22 protein-coding genes are annotated in these 23,938 nt (G+C 64.6%); 4 read left to right on the forward strand and 18 right to left on the reverse strand.

What is annotated here, in order from left to right; translation table 11 throughout:
• Positions 1-20 precede the first annotated feature (20 nt).
• Positions 21-455, forward strand: a complete 435-nt coding sequence (locus tag CH278_RS12205) for an acyl-CoA thioesterase (RefSeq protein WP_032365696.1) — start codon at positions 21-23, stop codon at positions 453-455.
• On the opposite strand, the gene CH278_RS12210 is transcribed toward CH278_RS12205, so the two are convergent.
• The 13 genes from CH278_RS12210 to mftE all read right to left on the reverse strand — a co-directional run bounded on the left by CH278_RS12210 (position 431) and on the right by mftE (position 16,574).
• On the reverse strand, positions 431-2,413 hold the full coding sequence (locus CH278_RS12210) for an acetoacetate--CoA ligase (protein ID WP_094621986.1): 1,983 nt from the start codon (positions 2,411-2,413) through the stop codon (positions 431-433). The two genes, CH278_RS12205 and CH278_RS12210, sit on opposite strands and share 25 nt — an antisense overlap.
• A 31-nt stretch (positions 2,414-2,444) precedes the next feature.
• Positions 2,445-4,061 carry an AMP-binding protein gene (locus CH278_RS12215; RefSeq protein ID WP_179274361.1) on the reverse strand — a complete coding sequence of 539 codons (1,617 nt, stop codon included), beginning with the start codon at positions 4,059-4,061 and terminating at the stop codon, positions 2,445-2,447.
• Between the two features lie 52 nt (positions 4,062-4,113).
• Positions 4,114-4,887 (reverse strand): ethanolamine ammonia-lyase subunit EutC, encoded by a 774-nt coding sequence (gene eutC, locus CH278_RS12220; protein ID WP_032393359.1) that lies wholly within the window; start codon positions 4,885-4,887, stop codon positions 4,114-4,116.
• Between the two features lie 59 nt (positions 4,888-4,946).
• Entirely contained in the window at positions 4,947-6,359 is a 1,413-nt protein-coding gene (locus tag CH278_RS12225; protein WP_032373902.1) for an ethanolamine ammonia-lyase subunit EutB, read from the reverse strand.
• Positions 6,356-7,810 carry an ethanolamine permease gene (gene eat / locus CH278_RS12230; protein WP_057474226.1) on the reverse strand — a complete coding sequence of 485 codons (1,455 nt, stop codon included), beginning with the start codon at positions 7,808-7,810 and terminating at the stop codon, positions 6,356-6,358. Before eat ends, CH278_RS12225 begins: the two co-directional genes overlap by 4 nt.
• 121 nt (positions 7,811-7,931) lie before the next feature.
• Positions 7,932-8,915, reverse strand: a complete 984-nt coding sequence (locus tag CH278_RS12235) for a cation diffusion facilitator family transporter (RefSeq protein WP_094621988.1) — start codon at positions 8,913-8,915, stop codon at positions 7,932-7,934.
• A gap of 113 nt (positions 8,916-9,028) precedes the next feature.
• Entirely contained in the window at positions 9,029-9,568 is a 540-nt protein-coding gene (locus CH278_RS12240; protein WP_027496285.1) for a DUF779 domain-containing protein, read from the reverse strand.
• On the reverse strand, positions 9,568-11,091 hold the full coding sequence (exaC, locus tag CH278_RS12245; RefSeq protein WP_027496284.1) for an acetaldehyde dehydrogenase ExaC: 1,524 nt from the start codon (positions 11,089-11,091) through the stop codon (positions 9,568-9,570). The genes CH278_RS12240 and exaC overlap by 1 nt, the downstream gene beginning before the upstream one ends.
• 121 nt (positions 11,092-11,212) lie before the next feature.
• Positions 11,213-12,508, reverse strand: coding sequence for a transcriptional regulator (locus tag CH278_RS12250; RefSeq protein ID WP_027496283.1), 1,296 nt, complete (start codon positions 12,506-12,508; stop codon positions 11,213-11,215).
• Positions 12,509-12,617: 109 nt separating this feature from the next.
• Complete coding sequence (locus tag CH278_RS27525) at positions 12,618-12,755, reverse strand: hypothetical protein (RefSeq protein WP_167326762.1); 138 nt, start codon at positions 12,753-12,755, stop codon at positions 12,618-12,620.
• A gap of 57 nt (positions 12,756-12,812) precedes the next feature.
• Complete coding sequence (gene mftG / locus CH278_RS12260) at positions 12,813-14,360, reverse strand: mycofactocin dehydrogenase MftG (protein ID WP_256991779.1); 1,548 nt, start codon at positions 14,358-14,360, stop codon at positions 12,813-12,815.
• 3 nt (positions 14,361-14,363) lie between these two features.
• Positions 14,364-15,761 (reverse strand): mycofactocin biosynthesis glycosyltransferase MftF, encoded by a 1,398-nt coding sequence (mftF, locus tag CH278_RS12265; RefSeq protein ID WP_027496281.1) that lies wholly within the window; start codon positions 15,759-15,761, stop codon positions 14,364-14,366.
• A 126-nt stretch (positions 15,762-15,887) separates the two neighbouring features.
• Entirely contained in the window at positions 15,888-16,574 is a 687-nt protein-coding gene (gene mftE, locus CH278_RS12270; protein ID WP_094621989.1) for a mycofactocin biosynthesis peptidyl-dipeptidase MftE, read from the reverse strand.
• Between the two features lie 70 nt (positions 16,575-16,644).
• Between mftE and CH278_RS12275 the strand changes: the two genes are divergently transcribed.
• The 3 genes from CH278_RS12275 (at position 16,645) to CH278_RS12285 (ending at position 19,760) form a co-directional block, all read left to right on the forward strand.
• The gene (locus tag CH278_RS12275; protein WP_032388223.1) at positions 16,645-17,370 is read left to right on the forward strand and encodes a GntR family transcriptional regulator; all 726 of its coding nucleotides are present in this window, start codon (positions 16,645-16,647) and stop codon (positions 17,368-17,370) included.
• 94 nt (positions 17,371-17,464) lie between these two features.
• On the forward strand, positions 17,465-19,018 hold the full coding sequence (locus tag CH278_RS12280) for an NCS1 family nucleobase:cation symporter-1 (protein WP_094621990.1): 1,554 nt from the start codon (positions 17,465-17,467) through the stop codon (positions 19,016-19,018).
• A gap of 10 nt (positions 19,019-19,028) precedes the next feature.
• Positions 19,029-19,760, forward strand: coding sequence for an aspartate/glutamate racemase family protein (locus CH278_RS12285; protein ID WP_094621991.1), 732 nt, complete (start codon positions 19,029-19,031; stop codon positions 19,758-19,760).
• 27 nt (positions 19,761-19,787) lie between these two features.
• Here CH278_RS12285 and mftD (CH278_RS12290) read toward each other — a convergent pair whose 3' ends face one another.
• Genes mftD (CH278_RS12290) through mftA form a run of 5 tightly spaced genes read right to left on the reverse strand, consistent with a single transcriptional unit; the run spans position 19,788 to position 23,874 of the window.
• A complete protein-coding gene (gene mftD / locus CH278_RS12290; protein WP_373557325.1) occupies positions 19,788-21,014 on the reverse strand; it encodes a pre-mycofactocin synthase MftD in 1,227 nt (408 codons plus the stop codon).
• A 9-nt stretch (positions 21,015-21,023) separates the two neighbouring features.
• On the reverse strand, positions 21,024-22,205 hold the full coding sequence (gene mftD / locus CH278_RS12295) for a pre-mycofactocin synthase MftD (protein WP_094621993.1): 1,182 nt from the start codon (positions 22,203-22,205) through the stop codon (positions 21,024-21,026).
• Between the two features lie 12 nt (positions 22,206-22,217).
• Positions 22,218-23,441: a mycofactocin radical SAM maturase gene (mftC, locus tag CH278_RS12300; protein WP_094621994.1), complete on the reverse strand. Its 1,224-nt coding sequence runs from the start codon at positions 23,439-23,441 to the stop codon at positions 22,218-22,220.
• 32 nt (positions 23,442-23,473) lie between these two features.
• Complete coding sequence (mftB, locus tag CH278_RS12305; protein ID WP_032368354.1) at positions 23,474-23,758, reverse strand: mycofactocin biosynthesis chaperone MftB; 285 nt, start codon at positions 23,756-23,758, stop codon at positions 23,474-23,476.
• A gap of 2 nt (positions 23,759-23,760) precedes the next feature.
• A complete protein-coding gene (mftA, locus tag CH278_RS12310; protein WP_069973092.1) occupies positions 23,761-23,874 on the reverse strand; it encodes a mycofactocin precursor MftA in 114 nt (37 codons plus the stop codon).
• Positions 23,875-23,938: the final 64 nt, after the last annotated feature.

Below are 23,938 nucleotides of genomic sequence, written 5' to 3' on the forward strand. Positions count from 1 at the left end.
TGAAGACAGAGCCTGTGGCGATGCAGACAGATCGGATCGACCCCGTCGGATATCACGCGACCGTCACGGTGCGGTGGTCGGACATGGACGCATTCGCGCACATCAATCACGCCCGGATGGTCACTCTGCTCGAAGAGGCGCGCATCGAATGGCTGCTCAGCGAGGGCGAGGCCAACGAAAGCCTGATCAAGAGTGCGTTGATCGCGAACGTCACCATCGCGTACAAGAAGCCGCTTCGGCACTCGGACGGTCCGCTCGACGTCACACTCTGGTTCGAGAAGGTACGTGCGGTCGATTTCACCATCGGCTACGAGGTACGGGCAGCGGGCGCGGCCCCGGATTCGCCGCCTGCGGTGGTGGCGACCACTCGCATGGCGATGGTCGACGTCGGGGCGGAGACTCTGCGCCGGATAGCGCCCGAGGAGAAGGCCTACCTCGCGCGCTGGACTCGCTGATACTCCGCCGCGCGATCTGCGAACCACCGCACCGCCTCCGGATCGTCGACGGCACTGGTGTCGAGAGCAGTTGTCTCGGCAGCACCTTGGAACATTTTCTTGAGCGGCACTTCGAGCTTCTTACCGGTCCGCGTGTGCGGGATCGCGGGCGCTGCGACGATGTCGTCGGGAACGTGCCGCGGGGATGCCTGTGTCCTGATGACGGCAACGATGCGCTCGCGTAGCTCCGCGGTGAGCCCATCCGGGACCACCACGAACAGCGGCATCCAGTATCCCCCGTCGGGCTGTTCCATGCCGAGCACCAGGGCCTCGGTGACCTCGTCGAGAGATTCGACGGCCTGATAGATGTCTGCGCTTCCCATTCGAATTCCGTTGCGGTTCAGCGTCGCATCGGAACGACCGTGCACGACGACGCTGCCGCGTTCGGTCACGGTGATCCAGTCGCCGTGCCGCCAGATGCCCGGATAGGTATCGAAATACGCGTCCCGATAACGGGTTCCGTCGAGATCGTTCCAGAACCGCACCGGCATGGACGGCATCGGTTCGGTGACGACCAGTTCGCCCACTGCGCCGTGCACCGAGTTGCCTGCCTCGTCGTAGGCATCGAGCGCAACGCCCAGGAACGGAACCGACAACTCGCCCGCCCAGACCGGCACGGTCCGCACTCCCCCGGCGAACGCCGACACCACATCGGTACCACCGGAGATCGAGAACACCGGTACGTGGGCTCCGACCTTCTCCGACAACCAGATCGACGACGTCGCGGGCATCGCAGACCCGGTGATCCCGATGGCGCGCAGGCTCGAGAGATCGTGATCGGCACCGGGGTGTGCGTCCGCCTTGATGCACGCGAGGACGTACCCGGGGCTGGTGCCGAGGTACGTCACGCCCTGCGCGGCCGCAAAGCTCCACAGCGCGTCCGTTCTCGGGAACGCGGGATTTCCGTCGGTGCACACGATCGTGGCCCCGACGAGCAGGCCGGCCACCTGGAAATTCCACATCATCCAGCTCGGGCTCGTGTACCAGAAGAACACATCGTCGGGTCCTAGATCCGATTGCAGTGCAACGGATTTGAGATGCTCGAGCAGCACGCCACCATGGCCGTGCACGATCCCCTTGGGCCGTCCCGTGGTCCCCGACGAGAACACGACCCACAACGGGTGATCGAACGGCACTGCGACCGGAGCGAGCTCGCGCGGTGTCGCGGTCGCGTCCGCCCAATTCAGCCTAATCCCCGCGGTTCCCACAGTCCCCGCGCTTCCCACAGCCCCGGCAGCGTCGCCGATCGTGACCACCGTGCGTACCGTCGGCAATCCCTCTGCGAGAGTGTTCACGTCCGCACCTTTGTCGCGGAAGGCCCCTCCGTAGACGTACCCGGACGCGGTGATCAACGCCGCGGGATCGAGCTGCCCCAGTCTGTCGAGCGCTGCCGCCGCCGAGTAGTCCTGCCCACACGCAGCCCATACCGCGCCGAGACTTGCTGTCGCCAGGAAAGCGATGATCGCCTCGGGCACGTTCGGCAGGTACCCGACGACGCGGTCGCCTCGCCGGACGCCCGCGTCGGACAGGGTGCCCGCCAACGCACCGGCCTGGGCGATCATCTCGGACCACGTGACGGTCCGCGTCGAACCGTCCTCGGAGGCATGAACGATGGCGGCTCGATCTCCTCGAGCGTGCCGGACGACCTGATCGACGTAATTCAGCTCGGCACCCGGGAACCACTGCGCCCCCGGCATACCGTGGCCCTCGAGCACCGACTCCGGTTCGGTGGTGGAGCGAATGTCGAAGTAGTCCCACACCGCTGTCCAGAACGATTCGATGTTGTCGATCGACCACCGCCACAACGCTGCGTAGTCGGGCAGCGTCACCTCGTGGCGCTCCTCGACGAACCGGGTGAACTCGGTGACCCGAGCGTGCTCGACATCGGTATCGGTGGGCGTCCACAGCGCACTGGTCATGGACGTCAGTATGTCAGCCCAACGGCTGGGTTCAGATCAATCCGAGCGAGCGTTCACGCATCTCGACCTTGCGCACCTTGCCGGTGACGGTCATCGGGAACTCGTCGACGACGTGCACGTAGCGCGGAATCTTGTAATGCGCGAGGCGACCGTTGCAGAACTGCCGCACCGCGTCCGAATCCAGTGGTGCGGCACCGTCTCTGAGCTGTATCCACGCCATCAACTCCTCGCCGTACTTCTCGTCGGGAACACCGATGACCTGAGCGTCGAGGATGTCGGGGTGGGTGTAGAGAAATTCCTCGACCTCGCGGGGATAGATGTTCTCGCCGCCGCGAATCACCATGTCCTTGATGCGCCCGGTGATCGCGACGTAGCCGTCACCGTCCATGACTCCGATGTCGCCGGTGTGCATCCACCCGTCGCTATCGATGGCCTCCGCGGTCTTGTCGGGCTGCTCCCAGTAACCGATCATCACCGAGTAGCCACGGGTGCACAGTTCACCCGCCTCGCCTGGCGGCAGTGTCTCACCGAGAACGGGGTCGACGATCTTCACTTCGAGATGCGGACCCACACGACCGACAGTGGACACTCGCTGCTCGATCGAGTCGTCGCTGCGAGTCTGCAGCGATACCGGCGACGTCTCGGTCATGCCGTAGCAGATGGACACCTCTGCCATTCCCATGCGTTCGATGACCTGCTTCATCACCTCGGTGGGACAGGGTGATCCGGCCATGATTCCGGTACGGAGGCTGCTCAGATCGAATGCGCCGATGTTCTCCAGTGCCAACTCGGCGATGAACATGGTCGGTACGCCGTAGAGCGAGGTGCACTTCTCATCGGCCACGGCCGTCAAGGTCGCCACCGGGTCGAACGCCGGACCGGGGATGACCATCGTTGCTCCGTGCGACGTGCACGCGAGATTGCCCATCACCATGCCGAAGCAATGGTAGAACGGCACCGGAATGCAGACCCTGTCGTTCTCGGTGTAATGGCAGAGCTCGCCGACGAAGAAGCCGTTGTTCAGTATGTTGCGGTGACTGAGCGTCGCACCTTTCGGGAAACCCGTTGTACCCGAGGTGTATTGGATGTTGATCGCGTCGTCCGGGCGGAGTGTGCTCGACACGTCGGCGACCATCCGCGGAGTCTTCGCCAACGCTCGGTGCCCTCGATCGGTCATCGCTTCCCACTGAATGCTTCCGATGAAGAGGACCTCGCGCAGAGTTGTCACTTCCGGTCGCACGTCGTCGATCATGGCCGTGTAGTCGGACCCTTTGAACTCGGTGGCCGACAACAGCACCGAGACACCCGCCTGTCTCAGCACGAACTGCAGCTCGTGCGAGCGGTACGCCGGATTGATGTTGACCAGAATTGCCCCGATCTCCGCCGTCGCATATTGCGCCAGCGTCCATTCGGGGCAGTTCGGTGCCCAGATCCCTACTCGATCGCCTACTTGTACTCCGGCCACGAGAAGCCCCGCCGCCAACAACTCGACGTCCGCCGCGAACTCCGAGTAGGTCCACCGCCTGCCCGACGCGACATCGACGAGGGCATCGCGTTCGGCGTGCCGCTCGACGGTGCGATGCAGGTTTCGGCCGATCGTGTCGTCGAGTATCGCTGTGTCCGAATCGCCGCGGGCGTAACTGTCCATGAGCCTCACGGTAGTGACGCCGGTCACGGCCGGCCACCCCCGAATGGGGGTCCTACTCCAGTGTGATGACGTCCGCAGCCTCGAGCACCTCGGCGCGCGACGTGTCCTTGAGCGCGACGCCGGACCGTCCGAGCTTCCTGGCTCCGGCCAGCAGACCTGCCACGATGCGGGCCGACTGCGCGTACCCCTGCCCCTCGGGCGGGTGGATGTTGGAGATGCAGTTGCGATCGGCGTCGGTACGGCCGGGCTTGGGGAGATGCGTCAAGTAGATGCCGAGACTGTCCGCGACGGACAGGCCGGGTCGCTCCCCGATGAGAACCAGTACCGTCCGCACGCCCATCGACGCCGCGATGTGATCACCGAGCGCCACTCGGGCCTCGGTCGCAATGACCGGTGCCGCAATCGAATACCGCTCGGCAAGTTCGGTTTTCAGCGCTTCCACCATGGCGACGCCGTGATCCGCCAGGGCCCGGGGAGACAATCCGTCGCTCAGCACGATGCCTATCTCGTCCTCCGAATGTGCAATCGCCGACAAATCCTTCGGCTGACGACCCAGGTCCGGACGACGCAGATACTCGGCCCGGCTCGTCGCCAACGACGTCACCACCGACGGTGTACCGAGCCCCACCTGCTCCACCCGACGCACGAACTCGTCGACCTCGAGTGGCATGTGCACCGCATCTCGGGCCGCGGCGTGCGCCGAGCGAAACTCGAGCACCCGCGTCGTCGGCAACGAATCGCCGATACGCCCCAGACCGATCCGAGCTTGGGTACTCGCCCGCAACTCACCCCAGAACTCTGCCTCGGGTCGTTCCGCAGGCTCCACTCCCAAATCCGGTCGTTCCGCAGGCTCCACTCCTGCCTCGGGTCGTTCCGCAGGCGTGCTCATCGCGCACTCATCAAGGCCCGCAGCGGCGATCCCGCGGCATCGACGTCGAGGACTCGGCCGTCGGCGTCCGCCATCCCCAGCCGCGAGAGCCAGGACTCGAATTCCGGTGCGGGCCGCAGACCGAGGACCTGTCGCACATAGAGCACATCGTGGAAGCTCAGGGACTGGTAGCCGAGCATGACGTCATCGGCTCCCGGCACTGCAATGACGAATGCGACGCCGGCCGCACCCAGCAGCGTGAGCAGCGTGTCCATGTCGTCCTGATCGGCCTCGGCGTGATTGGTGTAGCAGACGTCCACTCCCATCGGTAGTCCGAGGAGCTTGCCGCAGAAGTGGTCTTCGAGGCCTGCCCTGATGATCTGCTTGCCGTCGTACAGGTACTCGGGCCCGATGAATCCGACCACGGTGTTGATCAGCAGCGGCTCGAGATCACGGGCCACCGCGTACGCACGCGTCTCGAGGGTCTGCTGATCGACGGGCCGGTCGCCTGTACCGATGTGCGCGCCTGCCGACAGCGCCGAACCCTGGCCCGTCTCGAGATACATGACGTTGTTCCCGACGGTTCCGCGGTGCAGCGATCTACCCGCCTCGTTGGCCTCACGGAGCAACGAAATATTCACGCCGAAGCTCGAATTGGCGCCCTCGGTGCCTGCGATGGACTGAAACACCAGATCGACCGGTACGCCTTTGTCGATCAATTCCATCGTCGTCGTCACGTGCGAGAGCACGCACGACTGCGTCGGGATCTCGAAACGCTGCCGAATCTCGTCGAGCAAATGCAGCAGATCGGCGGTGGCCTGAGGTGAGTCGGTCGCGGGATTGATCCCGATGACCGCGTCACCCGACCCGAGGAGCAGCCCGTCGAGTGTGGCCGCGGCGATGCCACGCGGATCGTCCGTCGGGTGGTTGGGTTGCAGACGCGTGGTGAGTGTCCCCGGTAGGCCGATCGTCGTCCGGAACGCCGACGTCACCTGCGCGGCCCGAGACACCGCGATCAGATCCTGGTTCCGCATGATCTTGCTGACCGCCGCGACCATCTCGGGTGTCAATCCGGCCGCGACCGATCGTAGTGTCGCGGCCGCATCGGGCCCCGCGGTCACCTGCAGCAACCAATCCCGAAGACCTCCCACGGTGAGGTGTGAGACGGCCCCGAACGCGATGCGGTCGTGAGAATCGATGATGAGCCTGGTGACCTCGTCGGTTTCGTACGGAACGAGCAGATCGTGCAGGAAGACATCGAGAGAGACCTCGGACAACGCCCACTGCGCGGCAGCCCGTTCGGCATCGGATTCGGCCGCGCAGCCGGCCAATTCGTCACCCGATCGCAGCGGTGTCGCTTTGGCCATCAGGTCGACCAGACCGTCGAACGTGTAAGTGGTCCCGGATACCTGCTGGGTGTAGATCGTCATTCCAGTTCGGCCTCGGCCTCGGCCAGTGCGGCGAACTCCTCGTCGGGCGAGTTGGCGACCAGATGATGTCTGCTGTAGATGCCGAAGTAGGCCATGAACGCGACGAACACTGCCAGACACCACAGTGCCGCAGTGGAATCGACGACGAAGGTGGCGACGACGGCGAGTGCCGCGATGATCAACGCGAATCCGGTGGTCACAACGCCCCCGGGGGTTCGGTACGGCCGTTCCATGTTCGGCTCGTTGCGGCGAAGCACGATGTGGCTGACCATCATCAGAACGTAGCTCAGTGCCGCACCGAACACGGCCATGTTCAGCAACATTCCGCCCTGACCGGTCAGCGAGAGCAGGAATCCGATGACGCCGGGCACGATCAGCGCGAGCGTAGGGGCTTTGCGAGAGTTGGTGATGGACAGCGTCTTCGGCAGGTAGCCGGCACGGGACAGCGCGAAGAGCTGACGCGAGTACGCGTACATGATCGAGAAGAAGGACGCGACCAGTCCGGCCAGGCCGATGTAGTTGACGATCTTGCTCGCAGTTCCGTCACCGAGCGCCTCCACCAACGGGTTTCCCGATTCCTTGACGGCGTCGGCCCCGCCCGCTCCGGTCACCAGGAACAGCACGACGGCACCGGTGACGAGCAGTACGCCCATGGCGGCGATGATGCCGCGCGGGACGTTCTTGGTCGGATCCTTGGCCTCCTCGGCGGCCAGCGGCACGCCCTCGATGGCGAGGAAGAACCAGATGGCGAACGGCACAGCCGCCCAGATGCCGAGGTAGCCGAACGGCAGGAATCCCGAGGCTCCGGCTGCGTCGGTCGGCGCGATGTCGGTCAGGTTGCTCGCATCGAATTGTCCGAGGGCAGCGATGGCGAACACGATGAGTCCGACCAAGGCGATCGCGGTGATGACGAACATGATCTTGAGGGCTTCGCCTGCGCCGGAGAGGTGAATTCCGATGAACACGGCATAGACCACCAGGTACACCCACCACCCGTCGGTGATCCCGAACAGTCCGAGCGATTCCACGTACGCGCCGATGAACGTGGCGATGGCGGCGGGAGCGATGGCGTACTCGATGAGAATGGCTGTGCCGGTGGCGAACCCGCCCCACGGTCCGAGAGCACGGCGGGCGAAGGTGTAGCCGCCGCCCGCCGCGGGCAGTGCCGAGGACATCTCGGCCATTCCGAGGACCATGGCCAGGTACATGCCCGCGATGATGATCGCCGCGATGAGCAGACCACCGAAGCCGCCTTCGGCGAGACCGAGGTTCCAGCCCGAGTAGTCACCGGAGATGACGTAGCTGACACCGAGGCCCGCGAGAAGTACCCACCCGGCGGTCCCCTTCTTCAAGGTTCTCTTGGCCAGGTAGTCACCGCCCTCGACGTGCGACTGTGTGCCCTCGTAGGAGCCGGATTTCGGGTGAGGCGACTGTGGATCTTTCACGGACATTGCAAGCCTCTCGTACCAGGTCCCTCGCGAGGGGACGCCCATTCGGGTGTGTGGGGCGCGCGAACCGGTTCACGATAGGTCCGTGATGTAAGCGGAGTGTCATCGGTGAATGACGGGCGAATTACGGCTGATGTGCAACCGCATTCACGTCACCGATATCTCCCTCGTCCGGTTCTGCGACTGTCAGTACTGCGTCCACCACAGCTCTGTTGGTTTCCAGCTCACGCTCCAGCCGCCGGAGCGTGTGCGCGATGCGTGACTCTGCGAAGTCACCGACGAGATCGACACTCGCCACCACGTAGATCTGTTTGGGACCGACGAACTCGATGCGAACGAACCGGACCGACGCCACCTCGGGGAGTAGCTCGATGCGCTGCACTACCGCGTTCCATAATGCTCGCGATCCTGGTTCGCCGGTGAGGAATCGGCGGTTTCGATCGATCAGCACGAACGCCACGATCCCGAGTAGAACGCCCACCAGAATCGAGCCGATGGCGTCGAACGCCGCCGAACCGGTGAGCTGGTGCAAACCGATTCCCGCACCGGCGATCACGATGCCGATCAGAGCCGCGCTGTCCTCCGCGAACACTGCCCGCAGCGTCGGATCCGACGTCTCCAACGCGTAATCGAGAAAGTCCTTGTCGTATTGCGCTGCCTCGCCGCGTATTTGCCGTACCGACTGGAGGAAGGACACGCCCTCGAGCAGAAACGCGATGGCGAGCACGACGTAGGCGACGAGGTAGTTCTCACTGCTCGACTCACCGGCAAGCAACGAGGTGATGCCGTGCCACACCGAGACCGCCGCACCGGCGACGAACAAGCCGATGGCCGCGAGCGTCGACCAGAAGTACGTCTCCCGGCCGTACCCGAGCGGGCGCCGATCGTCGGGGCCGCGCGCCCCGCGGCGATTGGCGACGAGCAGGAAGATCTCGTTACCGGTATCGGCCCAGGAGTGAGCGGCCTCGGCGACCATCGACGCGGACCCGGTGAACACCGCCGCGAACGTCTTGGCGATGGCCACACCGAGGTTGGCGACGAACGCGATCACCACGGTGCGCAGGCTGTCGCCGCCGTCGGCCGCGTCGGTTTTCGATGAGCTCTTCATCGTTCGCACTGTATGCGCTGCGCGCAGTGGTGCGGATATGTGCCGCCTGGGGCACACGGGAGTGTAGCCCGCGGAACGACCCGGAAGCGGAGCCGCACCACTGCCGTAGGCACTCAGCCCTGGAGCATTCCCGGCACAGGACAGGCGTCGACGGCCTCGGCGACCACGAGTGGGTCGTCGGGTACCGGCGGTCGTCGGCCCTCTTCCCAGTCGACTCCGACGAGAGGTGGATGCGCGGCGAGAAGTTCGTTCTCCTCCGGGGTGTAGGCGCGCCCACGGCTCAGGAACCGCACGCCTTCGGGCGATTCGAGCGAGAATCCGCCGCCGCGGCCCGGCACCACGTCGAGTACGAGTTGGGTGTGTTTCCACGCTTGGAACTGCGAACCCGAGATCCACACCGGTACGCCGTCGACACCCTCGGGGAGGTCCTGGGCGATCTCGCCCACTCCGAGCCTGAGGTCGATGTACCCGAGCAGAACGTCGCGATCGCCGACGATGAATTCGCCTGCGGGATAACACATCGGCGACGAGCCGTCACAGCATCCGCCGGACTGATGCATCATCAGTTCGCCGTGGATACCGCCGAGGCGACGGAGAAGATCCATCGCCTCGGCGGTTGTCTTCAGCCGCGCGGGCGGCCGAGCGTTCTCCATCAGAAGAAGCCCTGCGCCTTCTGGGCGTAGCTCACGAGCAGGTTCTTGGTCTGCTGGTAGTGATCGAGCATCATCTTGTGGTTTTCGCGACCGATACCCGACTGCTTGTAGCCGCCGAACGCGGCGTGCGCGGGGTACTGGTGGTAGGTGTTGGTCCACACTCGGCCGGCCTTGATGTCGCGGCCCGCCCGGTAGGCAACGCCGCCGTCGCGGGACCAGACGCCTGCGCCCAGTCCGTAGAGGGTGTCGTTGGCGATGTCGATGGCGTCGTCGTAGTCCTTGAACGACGTCACCGACACGACCGGTCCGAAGATCTCTTCCTGGAAGATGCGCATGTCGTTCTTGCCCGTGAAGATCGTCGGCTGCACGTAGTAACCACCGTTGAGGTCGCCGCCGAGCTGTGCGCGTTCGCCGCCGGTGACGACCTGTGCGCCCTCGCCCTTGCCGATCTCGATGTACGAGAGGATCTTCTCGAGCTGATCGTTGGACGCCTGGGCACCGATCATGGTCTCGGTGTCGAGCGGATCACCCTGCCGCACAGCCTTCGTGCGGATCGCGGCCAGTGCGAGGAACTCGTCGAAGATGTCAGCCTGGATCAACGAACGCGACGGGCAGGTGCACACCTCGCCCTGGTTCAGGGCGAACATCGTGAAGCCTTCGAGGGCCTTGTCCTGGTAGTCGTCGTTGGCCTGGAGCACGTCGGAGAAAAAGACGTTGGGGCTCTTGCCACCGAGTTCGAGCGTGACCGGGATCAGGTTCTGCGACGCGTACTGCATGATCAGGCGGCCGGTGGTGGTCTCGCCGGTGAAGGCGATCTTGGCGATGCGCGGGCTCGACGCCAGCGGCTTTCCTGCCTCCACACCGAATCCGTTGACGATGTTGATCACGCCCGGGGGCAGGAGGTCGCCGATGATCGAGATCAGGTGCAGGATCGAGGCGGGAGTCTGCTCGGCGGGCTTGAGCACCACGGCGTTACCGGCAGCGAGCGCGGGCGCGAGCTTCCAGACGGCCATGAGAATGGGGAAGTTCCACGGAATGATCTGTCCGACGACGCCCAGCGGCTCGTGGAAGTGGTAAGCGACGGTGTCGCTGTCGATCTCGGACAGTGAGCCTTCCTGCGCACGGATGCAGCCGGCGAAGTACCGGAAGTGATCCACCGCGAGGGGGATGTCGGCGTTGAGGGTCTCGCGGATCGGCTTGCCGTTGTCCCAGGACTCGGCCAGAGCGATCGACTCGAGGTTCTCGGCGATGCGGTCGGCGATCTTGTTGAGGATCACGGCGCGTTCGGCCGCGGACGTCTTGCCCCAGGCGGGAGCGGCGGCGTGCGCGGCATCGAGGGCGAGTTCGATGTCCTCGGACGTGGAACGGGCGACCTCGCAGAAGTTCTCACCGGTGACCGGAGTCGGGTTCTCGAAGTACTGGCCCTTGACCGGTGGCACCCATTCGCCGCCGATCCAGTTGTCGTAGCGCGACTGGAACGACATGACGGAATCGGCGGTACCTGGACGGGCATAGACGGACATTGAAAATCCTCCTGATCGACACGTGCTGCACTGCTGATGCGGTGTGTGATTCAGGACACTAGGGGGTGCAACGTTGCAACTACGTTGCCGTCACTCCGACGGCACCGCCGCGACGGGTGCGTCAGACTCCGAGATCGCGGTCGAGCAGGTCGATACGTGCGCTGACCTGGCCGTAGAGTGCGGAATCGCGGCTCAGCGTGGCGCGATAGGCCTCCCATGCGATCACGTCGGATCGACCGTGAATGGAGGAGGTCCACTGGGCGAGCAACACCGGATCCCCCAGCCGCAACAGTGCAGCCTGCATACGAGACCGCAATTCTTCGCGAATCTCCTCGATGCCGGGTGCGGACGAGCCGGGCAACACCGGTCCGGTGTAGATCCGCAGAGCCGCCTCGACGTCGCCGCGGTCCAGGGCTCGTCGGATGTCGCCGACATCGGAGGACAATTCGCCGACCAATCGGTACGGCCGGGACGCGAGGCCGGCGGTGCCGAAAGACTTACGCAGCCGCGACATCTCTGCGCGGATGGTCACCGAGTCGAGTTCCTGCTCGTCGAGCAGGACGGCGAGATGGTCCGAACTGAGCCCCTCCGGATGATCGCCGAGCAACAGGAGGATCTCGGCATGCCGCTGCGACAGAGGTGTTCGGCCCGAGCCGCGCACCACTCCGGGCCGGCCGGATCCGAGAACTTCGAGACGAGGAGCCGTGTCGCCCAACGATTTCGGCGAGTTCAACAGGTGCAGGCGTAACTCGGACTCGGCGGCTGCGACGGTGGCCCGCACCAGCGAGAGCACCTCGGGTACGGCCACCCGCGGCCCGCCGGTGATGTCGATGGCTCCCAGGATGTGGCCGCTGGTGGGGTGATGCACCGGCGCTGCCGAGCAACTCCATTCGTGGACCGATCGCGAGAAGTGCTCGGACGCGAAGATCTGCACGCTGTGATCGACGGCGAGTGCCGTTCCCGGAGCGTTGGTCCCCTTGCTCTCCTCGCTCCAATCGACGCCCTCGGCGAAATCCATCGTCAGCGCACGGTCCTTGGCCGAGGAATCGCCCTCGACCCACAGCAGGCGGCCCTCCGCGTCGGAGATCGCAACGAGCAGACCGGTGTCGGAGGCGTCCTCGACGAGCAGTTTGCGGATCACCGGGCGGATGAGTGCCATCGGATGCCCGTTGCGATAGCGGTCGAGGTCCGGTCCGCTCAGTGCCGGTGCCTGACTACCGCCGTCCGGGTCGACACCCTTGGTTCGACTTCGCATCCACGAGTCGAGTACGACGGACCGCACCGCCGAGCCGTGAGTACGAATGTCGTCGACGAAAGATTGATGGGCACTGGACATTTGGCGCGCCAGCACAGTGACATCCTCACCGGGACGCACTGCGACCCAGGGGTTGCCGCCACTGTCCGATCGGCTTGCCATTCGACGCTTCCTCCGTGACCTGTCCACATCGTTGTAACCCAGCTCACAGGCAAGGATACAGCCGCTGTCGACGGGTGCGACCGGGGCCGGTCCCGTCGACGACGACCGGCTACTTCTTCTTGACGGCGGAAGTGATTATGTCGTTGCTGGTGTCGCCACTCGACTTCGCTCGCTTGTCGGCGCGCTTGTCCTTGAGTGATTTGCCGGATTTCTTGGTCATCGTGTTGCGGGGCGATTTGTCCGACATGGCAGAAACCCATCTGTTGGGGAACCTGAACGGTCCCCAGACCACGAACGCTACGCCTTACGCGCCGCGATCGTGCCGATCGATCAGCGCCGCGGCCCGTTCGGCGAACATGACGGCCGTTGCGTGGGGCCCTCTACTGGGCACTACCGGGAACGCCGAGGTGTCGACGACGTACACGCCGTCGATCCCACGCACCCGACAATGGTCGTCCAGAACCGACCCCGGATCAGATTCGGGCCCCATTCGAGCGCTTCCGGACAGGTGCAGCGACGTACCGAGTGGCGCGAGCGGATCTGCGATGGCGGGAACGTCCACGACCGACGCCATGGCCGGGGATCGGAGCAGGTCGACGGCGAGTTCGACCCCGTCTCGCATCGCCCGACGGTCCCGTTCCGATTCGAGGTAGTGGTAGTTCACCGTGGGAGGTGTGAACGCGTCCGCCGTGCGCAACGCGATGCGTCCTCGCGCGGTCGACCGCATCAGACCGACGCCGAACGAGTGCGGCCCCACGTCCAGACCGGGTATCAATTCGTCGAACCGCCTCGTGTACGGCCGGATTTCCACGTCGCCCGCGTGCAGCACCGCCTCGAGCGGAGACGACAACCGATCGTCCGGGGAATGTTCGGGGGAATGTTTCGGAACGAGGGGAACGGCGACCTCGGGGTGGTCGGAGAATCCGCGACCCACGCCCGGACTGTCGACCACCATCGAGATACCCAGCGGAACAAGGTTTTCGGGATCACCGATGCCCGATCGCATCAGCAGCGCGGGCGTGTGCACGGACCCGGCCGACACGATCACGGTATCGGCTCGGACGATTCTGCGCACTCCGCCGACGACTGTCTCCACTCCGATCACCTTGCTGCCGTTGAACTTCAACGACACGACTGTCGTATCGCCCTGGATACGAAGGTTGGTCCGGTCGGCATTCGGCAGGAGGTAGGCCCTGGCCGCGCTCACCCGTGTCCCGCCCAGAACGTTCGAGGGAACAGCACCGACACCGCCCGCCCCCGCATCGGGAGCATTCAGGTCCTCGCGGTAGTCGATCCCGGCGTCCGTCGCCGAGTCCACGAACGCGGCGGTCAGCCGATGCCAGGCCCGCGCGGGCGGTCGAGTGATCGGCATCGGCCCGTCCGTTCCGTGCCAGCGACGCGCGATGCCGGTACCGCCGGCGGCATCGAGGTCGTGATCGCTTTCGGAACGACGAAAGAACGGCAGCACCTGATCGAACGACCAGTTCGACTGTGGCCACGCATCGAAATCGGCGGGGATCGCCCGAACGAAGTAGCCACCGTTGACGGCGCCCGATCCGCCGAGCACTCGACCTCGGGTCACCGTGCGCGTGACGTCGCGGGTGAGTTCGGCGGTGTAGCGGCTCACCCACCGGCTGTCCGGACCGATGGGGAGCGTCGTCGAGTCGCCCAGGCTGAGCGGAATGTCGCCGACCCCCGCAGATGCCGGCCCGGCTTCGAGCAGCAAAACTGAGCGGTCGGGATTCTCGCTCAGTCGCGCCGCGACGACACAGCCGCACGACCCGCCTCCGACGACGATGACGTCGGCGTCGAGTGCACTTCCCTCGTCGTCGGCCCGGCCTTCCAGGCGCACGGGTCAGCCGTCCAGACGGGGCTTCAACGCCTCGATGGAACGAGCCGACAGCGCGCCGCTCCACAGCCCGGTTCCGTACGCGATGTCGTCGGCGCGTTTGAAGAAGATGTATCGAACCGGATCGAGCCCGCCCAGTTCACGATGCTTGTACCAATCCGAACACGCTTCTGCCACAGCCATACCGAGCGCGATCTTCCGAATACGGCTGGACAACAACACCGCGAGCAACGTGATCGGCCAATAATGTCGACACAGCGCCGAGGCAAGTTGCCACAACCCCGCCACGAAACCCTCGGCAGCGAGAACGGCCGCGATGCGGGTGGGCTGATCGAGACCGACGAACATCTTGCGCAGCCGGACGACCGTGACCCCGAAACTGGCCAGAGCGCCGAGCAATCCGATACGCGTCAGACTGGCGGCGAGCAGACACGTCACCAACGTCCACGGCGACATCGCGATCGGTGGCACCATGCCCGGATGACGCGCGGACAACGGCGTGGCACCGGTGCCGTAGAACAGTTTGCGGGCGAACCATTCGACGAAGGCGACGCGGTGCTCGTGCGCCACGTGGGCGACGGGCTCGTAGCGCAGTCGCCAGCCCGCCTCCTGCAGACGCCAGCACAGATCGACGTCCTCGGCCACGTGCATCGACTCGTCGAACCCGTGGCATTCCACCGCGGCAGACCGGCGAAGCAACATGGCGGCACTGGGTACGTAGGACACCGCGCTCCCTGCGCGCACCGCCGCTTCCTTGCGTCCGAGGTCGAGCGAGGAGCGGGCGTGCTCGTAGCGGGCCAGTGCGCTGCCCTCGGGCTCCAGCGCGACGATTCGGGGTGCCACCAGGCCCACCGCCGGATCCGAGAAGTGCCCGAGCATCACCTCGAGCCAGCCCTTGCGCGGCACCACGTCCGAGTCCAGAAAAGCAACGAAATCCGTTGTAGCGCAACGTAGTCCAGTATTACGTGCGGCCGCCGGCCCGCGTGAGGTCTCGTGCCGCAGCACCGTCACGCTGCCCACGCTCCACGACACGGCAGGAACCGCCACCGGGACGTCGGATCCGTCGTCGACGATGATCACGTGCATGCCGTGCATCGCCGTGATCAGCCGCGCGAGCCCGGCCTCGTTGTTCTTCAGCGGCACCACGACGGTGACATCACTGGGCGACGGGATGGACATGGGCCGCGGGTTGCCCACCCCCGAGTCGAGCAATTTGCGCGCCACGAGGGCGGACTGCGAATCGGTCACCTCGATGAAACCGTCACCGATCATTGCCGCGGCCGTCGGTGCCAACGTGAGCATCCGCATCGGTGAACCACCGATCAGAACGCGTCCCTCGGAGAATGTGCGTACGCGTGGATCCACTCGCACCCCGAAGCCGTCAGGCAACCGACCTTCACCCATCAGGGCATCGTAAGCGGACAAACGGTCGGTGTGTCGGCCACCCGGTAAATCGGTCGGAACATACCTGCTCCCCGTTTCTGTTCGAGGCCTCGAACAGGCTTTCCGCCGGTTCTGCACCGCGATCGCTCACACGATGACGCCGTGCGGGGACGGACTCCATCTCTGCACCGCACCCAGCACGCGTTCCCGCAGTTGGTCGAAAATGAGCCGTCCCTCCTCGGCGGTGGCCCCGAGGGGATCGCCGAGCACACCGTTGGCCGTGACGGGCGCCAGGCCGCCGGCGCGCAGCTCGGGCAGTAGAGCCGCGATCTCGGTGGTGTTTCCCGGTGCCGCTTTCGTCATGTCGACCACGTCGGCCGAAAGATGCAGCAGCAGCGATGTTTCGGTGCGTCCGGCATGCGCATCCGCTCCCGGCACCGAGCACGGGAACCATACGACGTCGCGCCCCTCGTAACGCAACAGCGTCACCGCCGAGCGCAGGGTGGGACCGTTGCCGCCGTGGCCGTTGACGAAGACGATCCTCTCTGCCCACCGGCACGCGGAGCGCCCGTATTCCACCAACAGCGCCTCGAGCGCGGCGGACCCGATGGACACGGTGCCGCCGAAGCCCTCGTGCTCGCCGCTGGAACCGTACGCCACCGCGGGTGCCACGAGAGCGTTCGGAACCGTTCGCGCGACGGCGTCGGCGATGCGGGTATCGGTATCGAGAGGTAGGTGCGGCCCGTGTTGCTCGAGCGAGCCGACCGGAACCACGAGAAGCTTCGGTCCGACGATGTCCGGCCAGTACTGGGTACCGAGCGTGTCAGTGGCCATGAGTGCAGATGCTATCGGACGGAACCGAGCCGTCACGCGGACGAAACACACGGCCGATAATCTTCGATTCGTGCCACCCCGCCGTCGGTCGATATTGCTCTCGCAATTGTCCATATCGGCACCGGGTGGCCCGCAGCCGACAATTCTGGACGAGCTCCGACGCGTCATCCTGGCCGGTGACGCTCCTCCGAATACACCCATTCCGATAGACGAGGTCGCGGAATTGTTCGGCGTGAGCCGCATTCCGGTACGTGAATCCCTGAAGACTCTGATCGGCGAGGGATTGGTCGACCATCGACCAAATCTCGGCTACCGGGTGGCGCAGCTGACAGCGGCAGAACTGCGCGAAATGTACATCGTGCGTGAGGTTCTCGAAACTGCTGCACTCCCGATCGCGGTAGAACAGGCCACCGATGCCGATCGCGCGCACCTGATCGAGATCAACCGGCAGCTCGAGGCCTCGTTGACCGAGGACGACTCACGCGAGTACCACCGCCTCTCTCGCGAATTCCACCTGTCGCTGACCCGGCCGTCGCGGATGCACCGACTCCTGCACATGCTCGAATCCGCCTGGAACATCACCGAACCCGTGCAACCGATGGTGCATGTCGCCGGATCCGATCGGGTGTCACTGCACGACGACCACGCCGACATGATCGCCGCCTTCCTCGATCGCGACTCCGACGCACTGTTGCGCGCTGCCCAGCACCATCACACGCGTCTCAATTCGGTCATTTCGACATTGTCGAACGATCACGGATTGTTTGCCGATCCACCCACGGAAACGCCGGGCTGAAGATATATCGCTCACGTCACGAGGGCGCAATACTTCGCCGCTAGCTTTTCCCCATTCACTCGTTCCATTCATTGCCCGGCCGTCAGGAGCATCGATGACAGATACAGCGCACGGTCCCGCCCAAACGGGAGATCTCGTGGAAGCCGCGGGCCACCCCGTCGGTGGAGGCCTGATCAAGGACAGTTACGACCCACGGCTGACCAACGAAGACCTCGCTCCGCTGAAGAAGCAGACCTGGACGTCCTACAACCTGTTCGCTTTCTGGATGTCCGACGTGCACTCGGTGGGTGGCTACGTCACGGCCGGCAGCCTCTTCGCACTCGGGTTGGCGAGCTGGCAGGTGCTGATCGCGCTGCTCGTCGGCATCACCATCGTGTACTTCTTCTGCAACCTCGTCGCCAAGCCGAGCCAGGTCTCCGGGGTGCCCTACCCGGTCATCTGCCGCAGCGTGTTCGGCGTCCTCGGTGCCAACATCCCCGCCATCATTCGCGGTCTGATCGCCGTGGCCTGGTACGGCATCCAGACGTTCCTGGCATCGGCAGCCCTCGACATCGTGTTGATCAAGCTGTTCCCGTCACTGGCCCCGTACGCCGTCACCGCCGACTACGGCTTCGCCGGTCTCTCCCTGCTCGGTTGGGCCAGCTTCCTGTTCCTCTGGGTCGTTCAAGCAGCGGTCTTCTGGCGCGGCATGGAATCGATCCGCAAGTTCATCGACTTCTGCGGGCCCGCCGTCTACGTCGTGATGTTCATGCTGTGTGGCTACCTGATCTGGAAAGCAGGCTGGGGCGCAATCGATCTCAACCTACAAGAGGTCGAGCACACGGGCCTGAGCTCGATTCCGGTGATGCTCGGTGCTATCGCCCTCGTGGTCTCGTACTTCTCCGGCCCCATGCTCAACTTCGGCGACTTCTCCCGCTACGGCAAGTCCTACTCCGCGGTGAAGAAGGGCAACTTCCTCGGTCTCCCGGTCAACTTCCTGGTCTTCTCCATCCTGGTGGTCGTCACGGCGTCGTTGACGCTTCCGGTGTTCGGTGAGCTGATCACCGACCCGGTCGAGACCGTCGCTCGAATAGACAGCACGTTCGCCATCGTTCTCGGTGCACTGACGTTCACGATCGCCACCATCGGCATCAACATCGTCGCGAACTTCATCTCCCCTGCGTTCGACTTCTCCAACGTCAGCCCGCAGCGCATCAGCTGGCGCGCAGGCGGAATGATCGCCGCCATCGGCTCGGTGCTGATCACCCCGTGGAACCTGTACAACAACCCCGACGTCATCCACCTGACCCTCGAAACTCTGGGCGCATTCATCGGACCACTGTTCGGCATTCTGATCGCCGACTACTACCTCGTCCGCAAGCAGAAGGTCGTCGTCGACGAGCTGTTCTCGATGTCGACGACGGGTCTGTACTGGTACTCCAAGGGATACAACCCGGCTGCGGTGTACTCCACCATCGTCGGCGCGCTGGTGGCCATGTTCACCGTGCTGTTCAACGGAGCCATCGACGGCATGCAGATCGCCGGAATGTCGACGGCGTCCAAGTACAGCTGGTTCATCGGATGCGGCATCGGATTCGCGATGTACTTCTACCTCGCAACGCGGACCAAGCTGGCCGTCACCAACTTCGACACTCCAGTGAAAGCATAGGATCTCGCACGTGCTCATCAAGGTCATCAATCCGAACACCACGAGTTCGATGACCGCAACGATCGGTGACTGTGCCCGGGCCGTAGTCGGCCCGGGCACGGTCGTCGATGCGGTCAGCCCATCCATGGGGCCGGTGTCGATCGAAAGCCACGTCGACGAAGCACTCAGTGTCCCAGGCATTCTCGCCGAGATCGCCCGCGGCGAGGCCACCGGGGTCGACGGCTACGTCATCGCCTGTTTCGGCGACCCCGGCATCGACGCGGCCCGCGAGCTCGCATCGGGGCCCGTCATCGGGATCGCGGAAGCGGCCATGCATGCCGCGAGTTTCCTCGGCCGCGGTTTCAGCGTCGTCACCACGCTCGCACGCACGATCGGACGGGCACAGGATTTGGCCGACCATTACGGCTTCGGACGGCAGTGCTTCGGCATCCATGCGTGCGACCTGCCCGTCCTCGATCTCGAAACCGACCCCGACGCTCGCAAGATCGTCACCGAGGCCTGCCGCATCGCGGTAGAGACGGACGGTAGCGATGCCGTGGTCCTCGGCTGCGCGGGTATGGCCGATCTCTGCCGACACATCTCGTCCGAAATCGGAGTGCCCGTCGTCGACGGGGTCGCAGCGGGAACGTTGTTCGTGCAATCCCTCGTCACCCTGGGACTCGGGACCGGTAAGCGTGGGGAGTTCGCGACTCCGCCGCCCAAGCTGTACACCGGCATGCTCGACGGATTCAGCAGGTCTTGATCCAGTGCCGCCAGTCAGCGGCACACATCAGCTCCTGGGTTCTGCATCCCGGACTCCGATCGGCGTCGGATATTCCGAACCGGGGAGCTGATTCGCTCGGGTGAAGTCATGCGGTGCAACGACGTCGGTCGGTTCGAGGGTGTGCACCGACGAGTGTCCAAGACCGAGGACCGCCGAATCCAAGCCACCGCGCAGGATGTCGAGCACGTTCTCCACCCCGGCCTGACCGTTCGCGGCGAGACCCCACAGATACGCCCGCCCGATCAACACCGCCCGCGCGCCGAGGGCGAGTGCTTTCGCGACGTCGCTGCCCCGCCGGATCCCGCCGTCGAGGGTGACCTCCACCTGATTTCCCACCGCGTCGGCAATCGCCGGCAGCATCCGAATCGACGCCGGCGAACCGTCGAGATTGTTGCCCCCGTGATTGGACACCGAGATCGCGGTGACACCTGCGTCGACGGCCCGGAGCGCGTCGTCGACCCGGGACACACCTTTGAGCATGAACGGACCGTCCCACTGCGCGCGTAGCCACGCGATGTCCTCCCAGGACGGCAGCGGGGTGGACATCCACTCCCGGTACGCGGCGAAGAACGTCGGCGCCGATTTTCCGGGCGCAGCAAGGTTCGGTGCCGTCAAATCCGGAAATGTCCCCGACCGCGCCCACCGCGCCAACCACCGCGGCCGCGCCAACACTTCCGGTGCCAGCCGCAGCATCGCCCCCACATCGAGGCGTTCCGGTATCACCGGACTCCCCCAATCGCGGCCCTCCGAGAACGACCAATCCATCGTCACGATCAACCCGACCGCACCCGCAGCGCGGGCACGATCGAGCATGTGCGCCAACAACTCCCGCGAACCCACCCAATGCACCTGAAAGAACGTCTGCGGATTCGCCGCCACGACGTCCTCGATCGGCTTGCTCGCGAACAACGACAACCCCATCGACACACCCCGCGATGCTGCCGCCCTCGCCACAGCCACCTCACCGTCGGGGTGCACAGCCTGCACACCCGTCGGGGAGATCATCACCGGAAACGACAGCGGTTGACCCATCAGCGTCGTCGACAGATCACGTATGTCCGACAGCCCCGCCACGTGCGGGGCGAACCCGAGTTCACCGAACGCGGCCGTGTTGTCGGCCAGCGTGATTCCGCGCTCCGAGCCCGCCCACAATGCCTTGTAGACGGACTCGGGCAGACGCTTCTGTGCTCGCCGTTGCGCCTCGGCAACGGATTCGAACCACGATCGATTCACCACCGGGCGTTACTCAGCGCCGAGCTTTCGGTCGAATCCCAGCGGCATCACGACGTCCGACGGGGTCAGATCGTGGATGGACGAATGCCCGAGCCCCAACACCGCGGAATCGACTCCGCCGCGCAGAATGTCGAGCACGTTCTCCACCCCGGCCTGACCGCCGGCCGACAGACCCCACAGGTACGCCCGACCGATCAGCACCGCCCGAGCACCCAACGCCAAGGCCTTCACCACATCACTACCCCGCCGAATACCGCCGTCGAGGGTGATCTCGACCTGATCACCGACCGCCTCCGCGATCGCCGGCAACGCCCGAATCGGAGCCGGCGTGCCGTCGAGATTGTTGCCACCGTGATTGGACACCGAGATCGCCGTACACCCGGCGTCGACGGCCCGCTTCGCATCATCGACCCGCATCACACCCTTGAGCATGAACGGCCCACCCCACTGCTCCCGCAACCACGCCACGTCCTCCCACGTCGGGAGTGGTGTCCCCATCCATTCCCCATACGCACCGAAGAATGTCGGAGCCGGACCACCGGTCGGTGGGGTCAGGTTCGGGGTCGTCAGATCCGGGATCTTCCCGGTCTTCGCGAACTCCCACAACCACTTCGGACGCATGATGCCCTCCGGAGCGAATTGCACCATCGCCTTGAGATCCATCTTCTCCGGAATCGACGGGCTACCCCAGTCGCGGCCGTTCGAGAACGACCAGTCCAGCGTCATGATCAACCCGACCGCACCGGCTGCGCGGGCCCGCTCCATCCGCTGCAACAACACCTCGCGCGAACCCACCCAGTACATCTGGAAGAACGTCTGCGGATTCGCCGCCGCGACCTCCTCCACGGACTTGCTCGCGAACGAGGACAATCCGATCGGAATACCCCGCGCCGCAGCAGCTCTCGCCACCGCAACCTCACCGTCGGGGTGCACGGCCTGCACACCCGTCGGGGAAATCATCACCGGAAACGACAGCGGCTGCCCCATCACCGTCGTCGACAAGTCCCGCTTGTCCGACAACCCCGCCACATGCGGGGCGAACCCGAGCTCACCGAACGCCGACATGTTGTCGTCGATGGTGATACCGCGTTCGGAGCCGGCTACCAGCGCGGCATACACCGACTTCGGTAGACGCTTCTTCGCCCGCCGCTGCGCCTCGGCAACGGTCTCGAACCACGCACTCTTCGCCATAGCTTTGTGTTCCTATTCCATTCCTGCGAGCGGATTTTCGTCGCAGATCTTCGCCGGTGGACGCATCATCAACGTCAACGGCACCGACTTACGGGGAGTCTTTCGCTGACCGGTGCGCGAATGATCGACACTCGACTTCGGGATCTCCCCCGCAGCCGCCAACGCCATCTCACCGTTACCGATCACGCACTCTGGATCCGGGCCATCCATCGGCAGACCCGTGAAGAACTTCGCCGCCATGCACCCACCCCGACACGCATCGAAATGGGCACACTTGGTGCACGCACCCGAGGTCTGCGGTGAGCGCAACTCCTGGAACAACTCCGAGGTCTGCCAGACCGATTGGAAACCGCCCATACCGTCCTTGGCGTCACGGACGATATTGCCGGCGAGGAAGTTCTCGTGAATGGCGAACGGGCACGCATACACGTCGCCGATCGGGTCGATCAAACACACCACCCGCCCCGCACCACACAGGTTCAACCCCGGCAGAGCGTCACCGAACGCCGAGAGGTGGAAGAACGAATCGCCCGTCAGCACACCCTCACCGTTCGCAACGAGCCAGTTGTACAGCTCGCGCTGCTGACCCGCCGTGGGATGCAGATCGTCCCAGACATCCGCACCGCGACCCGACGGCCGCAACCGCGTGATACGCAGTGTCGCAGCGTATTTGTCGGCCAGAGCCTTGAAGTCGTCGAGCTGGCTCACGTTGTGCCGGGTGACGACGACGGAGATCTTCGCATCCCGGAACCCGGCCTCCTTCAGATTCTCCAACGCCCGGCACGCCATGTCGAACGACCCCGGACCACGCACCGCGTCGTTGACCTCCGCCGTCGCCCCGTCGATGGAAATCTGCACATCGACGTAATCCGACGCCGCGAGACGCGCGGCGACTTGTCTGTCGATCTTGACTCCGTTGGTGGAGAACTTCACCCCCACCTGATGCGCCGTCGCATAGTCGACGAGTTCCCAGAAGTCCGACCGGACCGTCGGCTCACCGCCACCGATGTTGACGTAGAACACCTGCATCTTCTGCAACTCGTCGATGATCGACTTGCACTGCTCGGTACTTAGTTCGCGAGGGTCACGACGACCCGACGACGACAGACAATGCACACACGACAGATTGCAGGCGTAGGTCAACTCCCACGTCAAACAAATCGGAGCATCGAGACCGAGCTCGAACTGATCGACCAATTTCCCTACCGGAGCTGGTCTTTCGAGGGTGGAAGTCATAGGGGCCGTCCTCTTCTACGAATGGTCAGGTTCTACGGGCGAGTGATCATGTTCGAGTCCGCCAACGTCTCGAGCGCTCTCACGTAGGGAGCCGATGCCGAATCGCTGATTCCTGCGGCCGCGATCGCCGACCGCATATCCCGGTGGTCGGGAAGGGACTCGATGATCGCCACGATCGTGCGGTTCTTCAGAAACGACAGCTTGCGGGTCCCGAAGTGGTAGAGCAGCGCCCCGAACGACTCCGGGCGCAACGCCACCTGCGGATGCAACACCCACCGCACGTCCAGATCGAGCGCGTCCTGCACAGCAGTGGTCATGATCAGTACACGCCGCACATACCGTCGATCGAGACTTCCTCCACCAACGACTCCTCCACCAGATCGGACTCGACAACCGACGTACCGACCACAGCGTTCTCACTCTTCTTCGACATCTGATTCCTCCTACGAAATCTGTTCGGCCACAATCCGATCGACTGTGTTCAGGATCACCACGCT

It is taken from the genome of Rhodococcus sp. 05-2254-5, assembly GCF_002258575.1.
In the GTDB taxonomy this organism is placed as follows: Bacteria; Actinomycetota; Actinomycetes; order Mycobacteriales; family Mycobacteriaceae; genus Rhodococcoides; species Rhodococcoides fascians.

What these genes read in the sequence shown, in the direction of transcription:
- CH278_RS12205 (WP_032365696.1), top strand. Translation starts at nt 21, where the DNA reads ATGCAGACAGATCGGATCGACCCCGTCGGATATCACGCGACCGTCACG.
- CH278_RS12210 (WP_094621986.1), bottom strand. Translation starts at nt 2,413, where the DNA reads ATGACCAGTGCGCTGTGGACGCCCACCGATACCGATGTCGAGCACGCT.
- mftE (WP_094621989.1), bottom strand. Translation starts at nt 16,574, where the DNA reads ATGGCCACTGACACGCTCGGTACCCAGTACTGGCCGGACATCGTCGGA.
- mftB (WP_032368354.1), bottom strand. Translation starts at nt 23,758, where the DNA reads ATGACCACTGCTGTGCAGGACGCGCTCGATCTGGACGTGCGGTGGGTG.
- CH278_RS12215 (WP_179274361.1), bottom strand. Translation starts at nt 4,061, where the DNA reads ATGGACAGTTACGCCCGCGGCGATTCGGACACAGCGATACTCGACGAC.
- mftD (WP_094621993.1), bottom strand. Translation starts at nt 22,205, where the DNA reads ATGGCGAAGAGTGCGTGGTTCGAGACCGTTGCCGAGGCGCAGCGGCGG.
- CH278_RS27525 (WP_167326762.1), bottom strand. Translation starts at nt 12,755, where the DNA reads ATGTCGGACAAATCGCCCCGCAACACGATGACCAAGAAATCCGGCAAA.
- CH278_RS12280 (WP_094621990.1), top strand. Translation starts at nt 17,465, where the DNA reads ATGACAGATACAGCGCACGGTCCCGCCCAAACGGGAGATCTCGTGGAA.
- CH278_RS12240 (WP_027496285.1), bottom strand. Translation starts at nt 9,568, where the DNA reads ATGGAGAACGCTCGGCCGCCCGCGCGGCTGAAGACAACCGCCGAGGCG.
- CH278_RS12235 (WP_094621988.1), bottom strand. Translation starts at nt 8,915, where the DNA reads ATGAAGAGCTCATCGAAAACCGACGCGGCCGACGGCGGCGACAGCCTG.
- CH278_RS12225 (WP_032373902.1), bottom strand. Translation starts at nt 6,359, where the DNA reads ATGACGATCTACACCCAGCAGGTATCCGGGACCACTTACACGTTCGAC.
- mftF (WP_027496281.1), bottom strand. Translation starts at nt 15,761, where the DNA reads ATGGGTGAAGGTCGGTTGCCTGACGGCTTCGGGGTGCGAGTGGATCCA.
- exaC (WP_027496284.1), bottom strand. Translation starts at nt 11,091, where the DNA reads ATGTCCGTCTATGCCCGTCCAGGTACCGCCGATTCCGTCATGTCGTTC.
- mftA (WP_069973092.1), bottom strand. Translation starts at nt 23,874, where the DNA reads ATGTCGAAGAAGAGTGAGAACGCTGTGGTCGGTACGTCGGTTGTCGAG.
- eat (WP_057474226.1), bottom strand. Translation starts at nt 7,810, where the DNA reads ATGTCCGTGAAAGATCCACAGTCGCCTCACCCGAAATCCGGCTCCTAC.
- mftC (WP_094621994.1), bottom strand. Translation starts at nt 23,441, where the DNA reads ATGACTTCCACCCTCGAAAGACCAGCTCCGGTAGGGAAATTGGTCGAT.
- CH278_RS12250 (WP_027496283.1), bottom strand. Translation starts at nt 12,508, where the DNA reads ATGGCAAGCCGATCGGACAGTGGCGGCAACCCCTGGGTCGCAGTGCGT.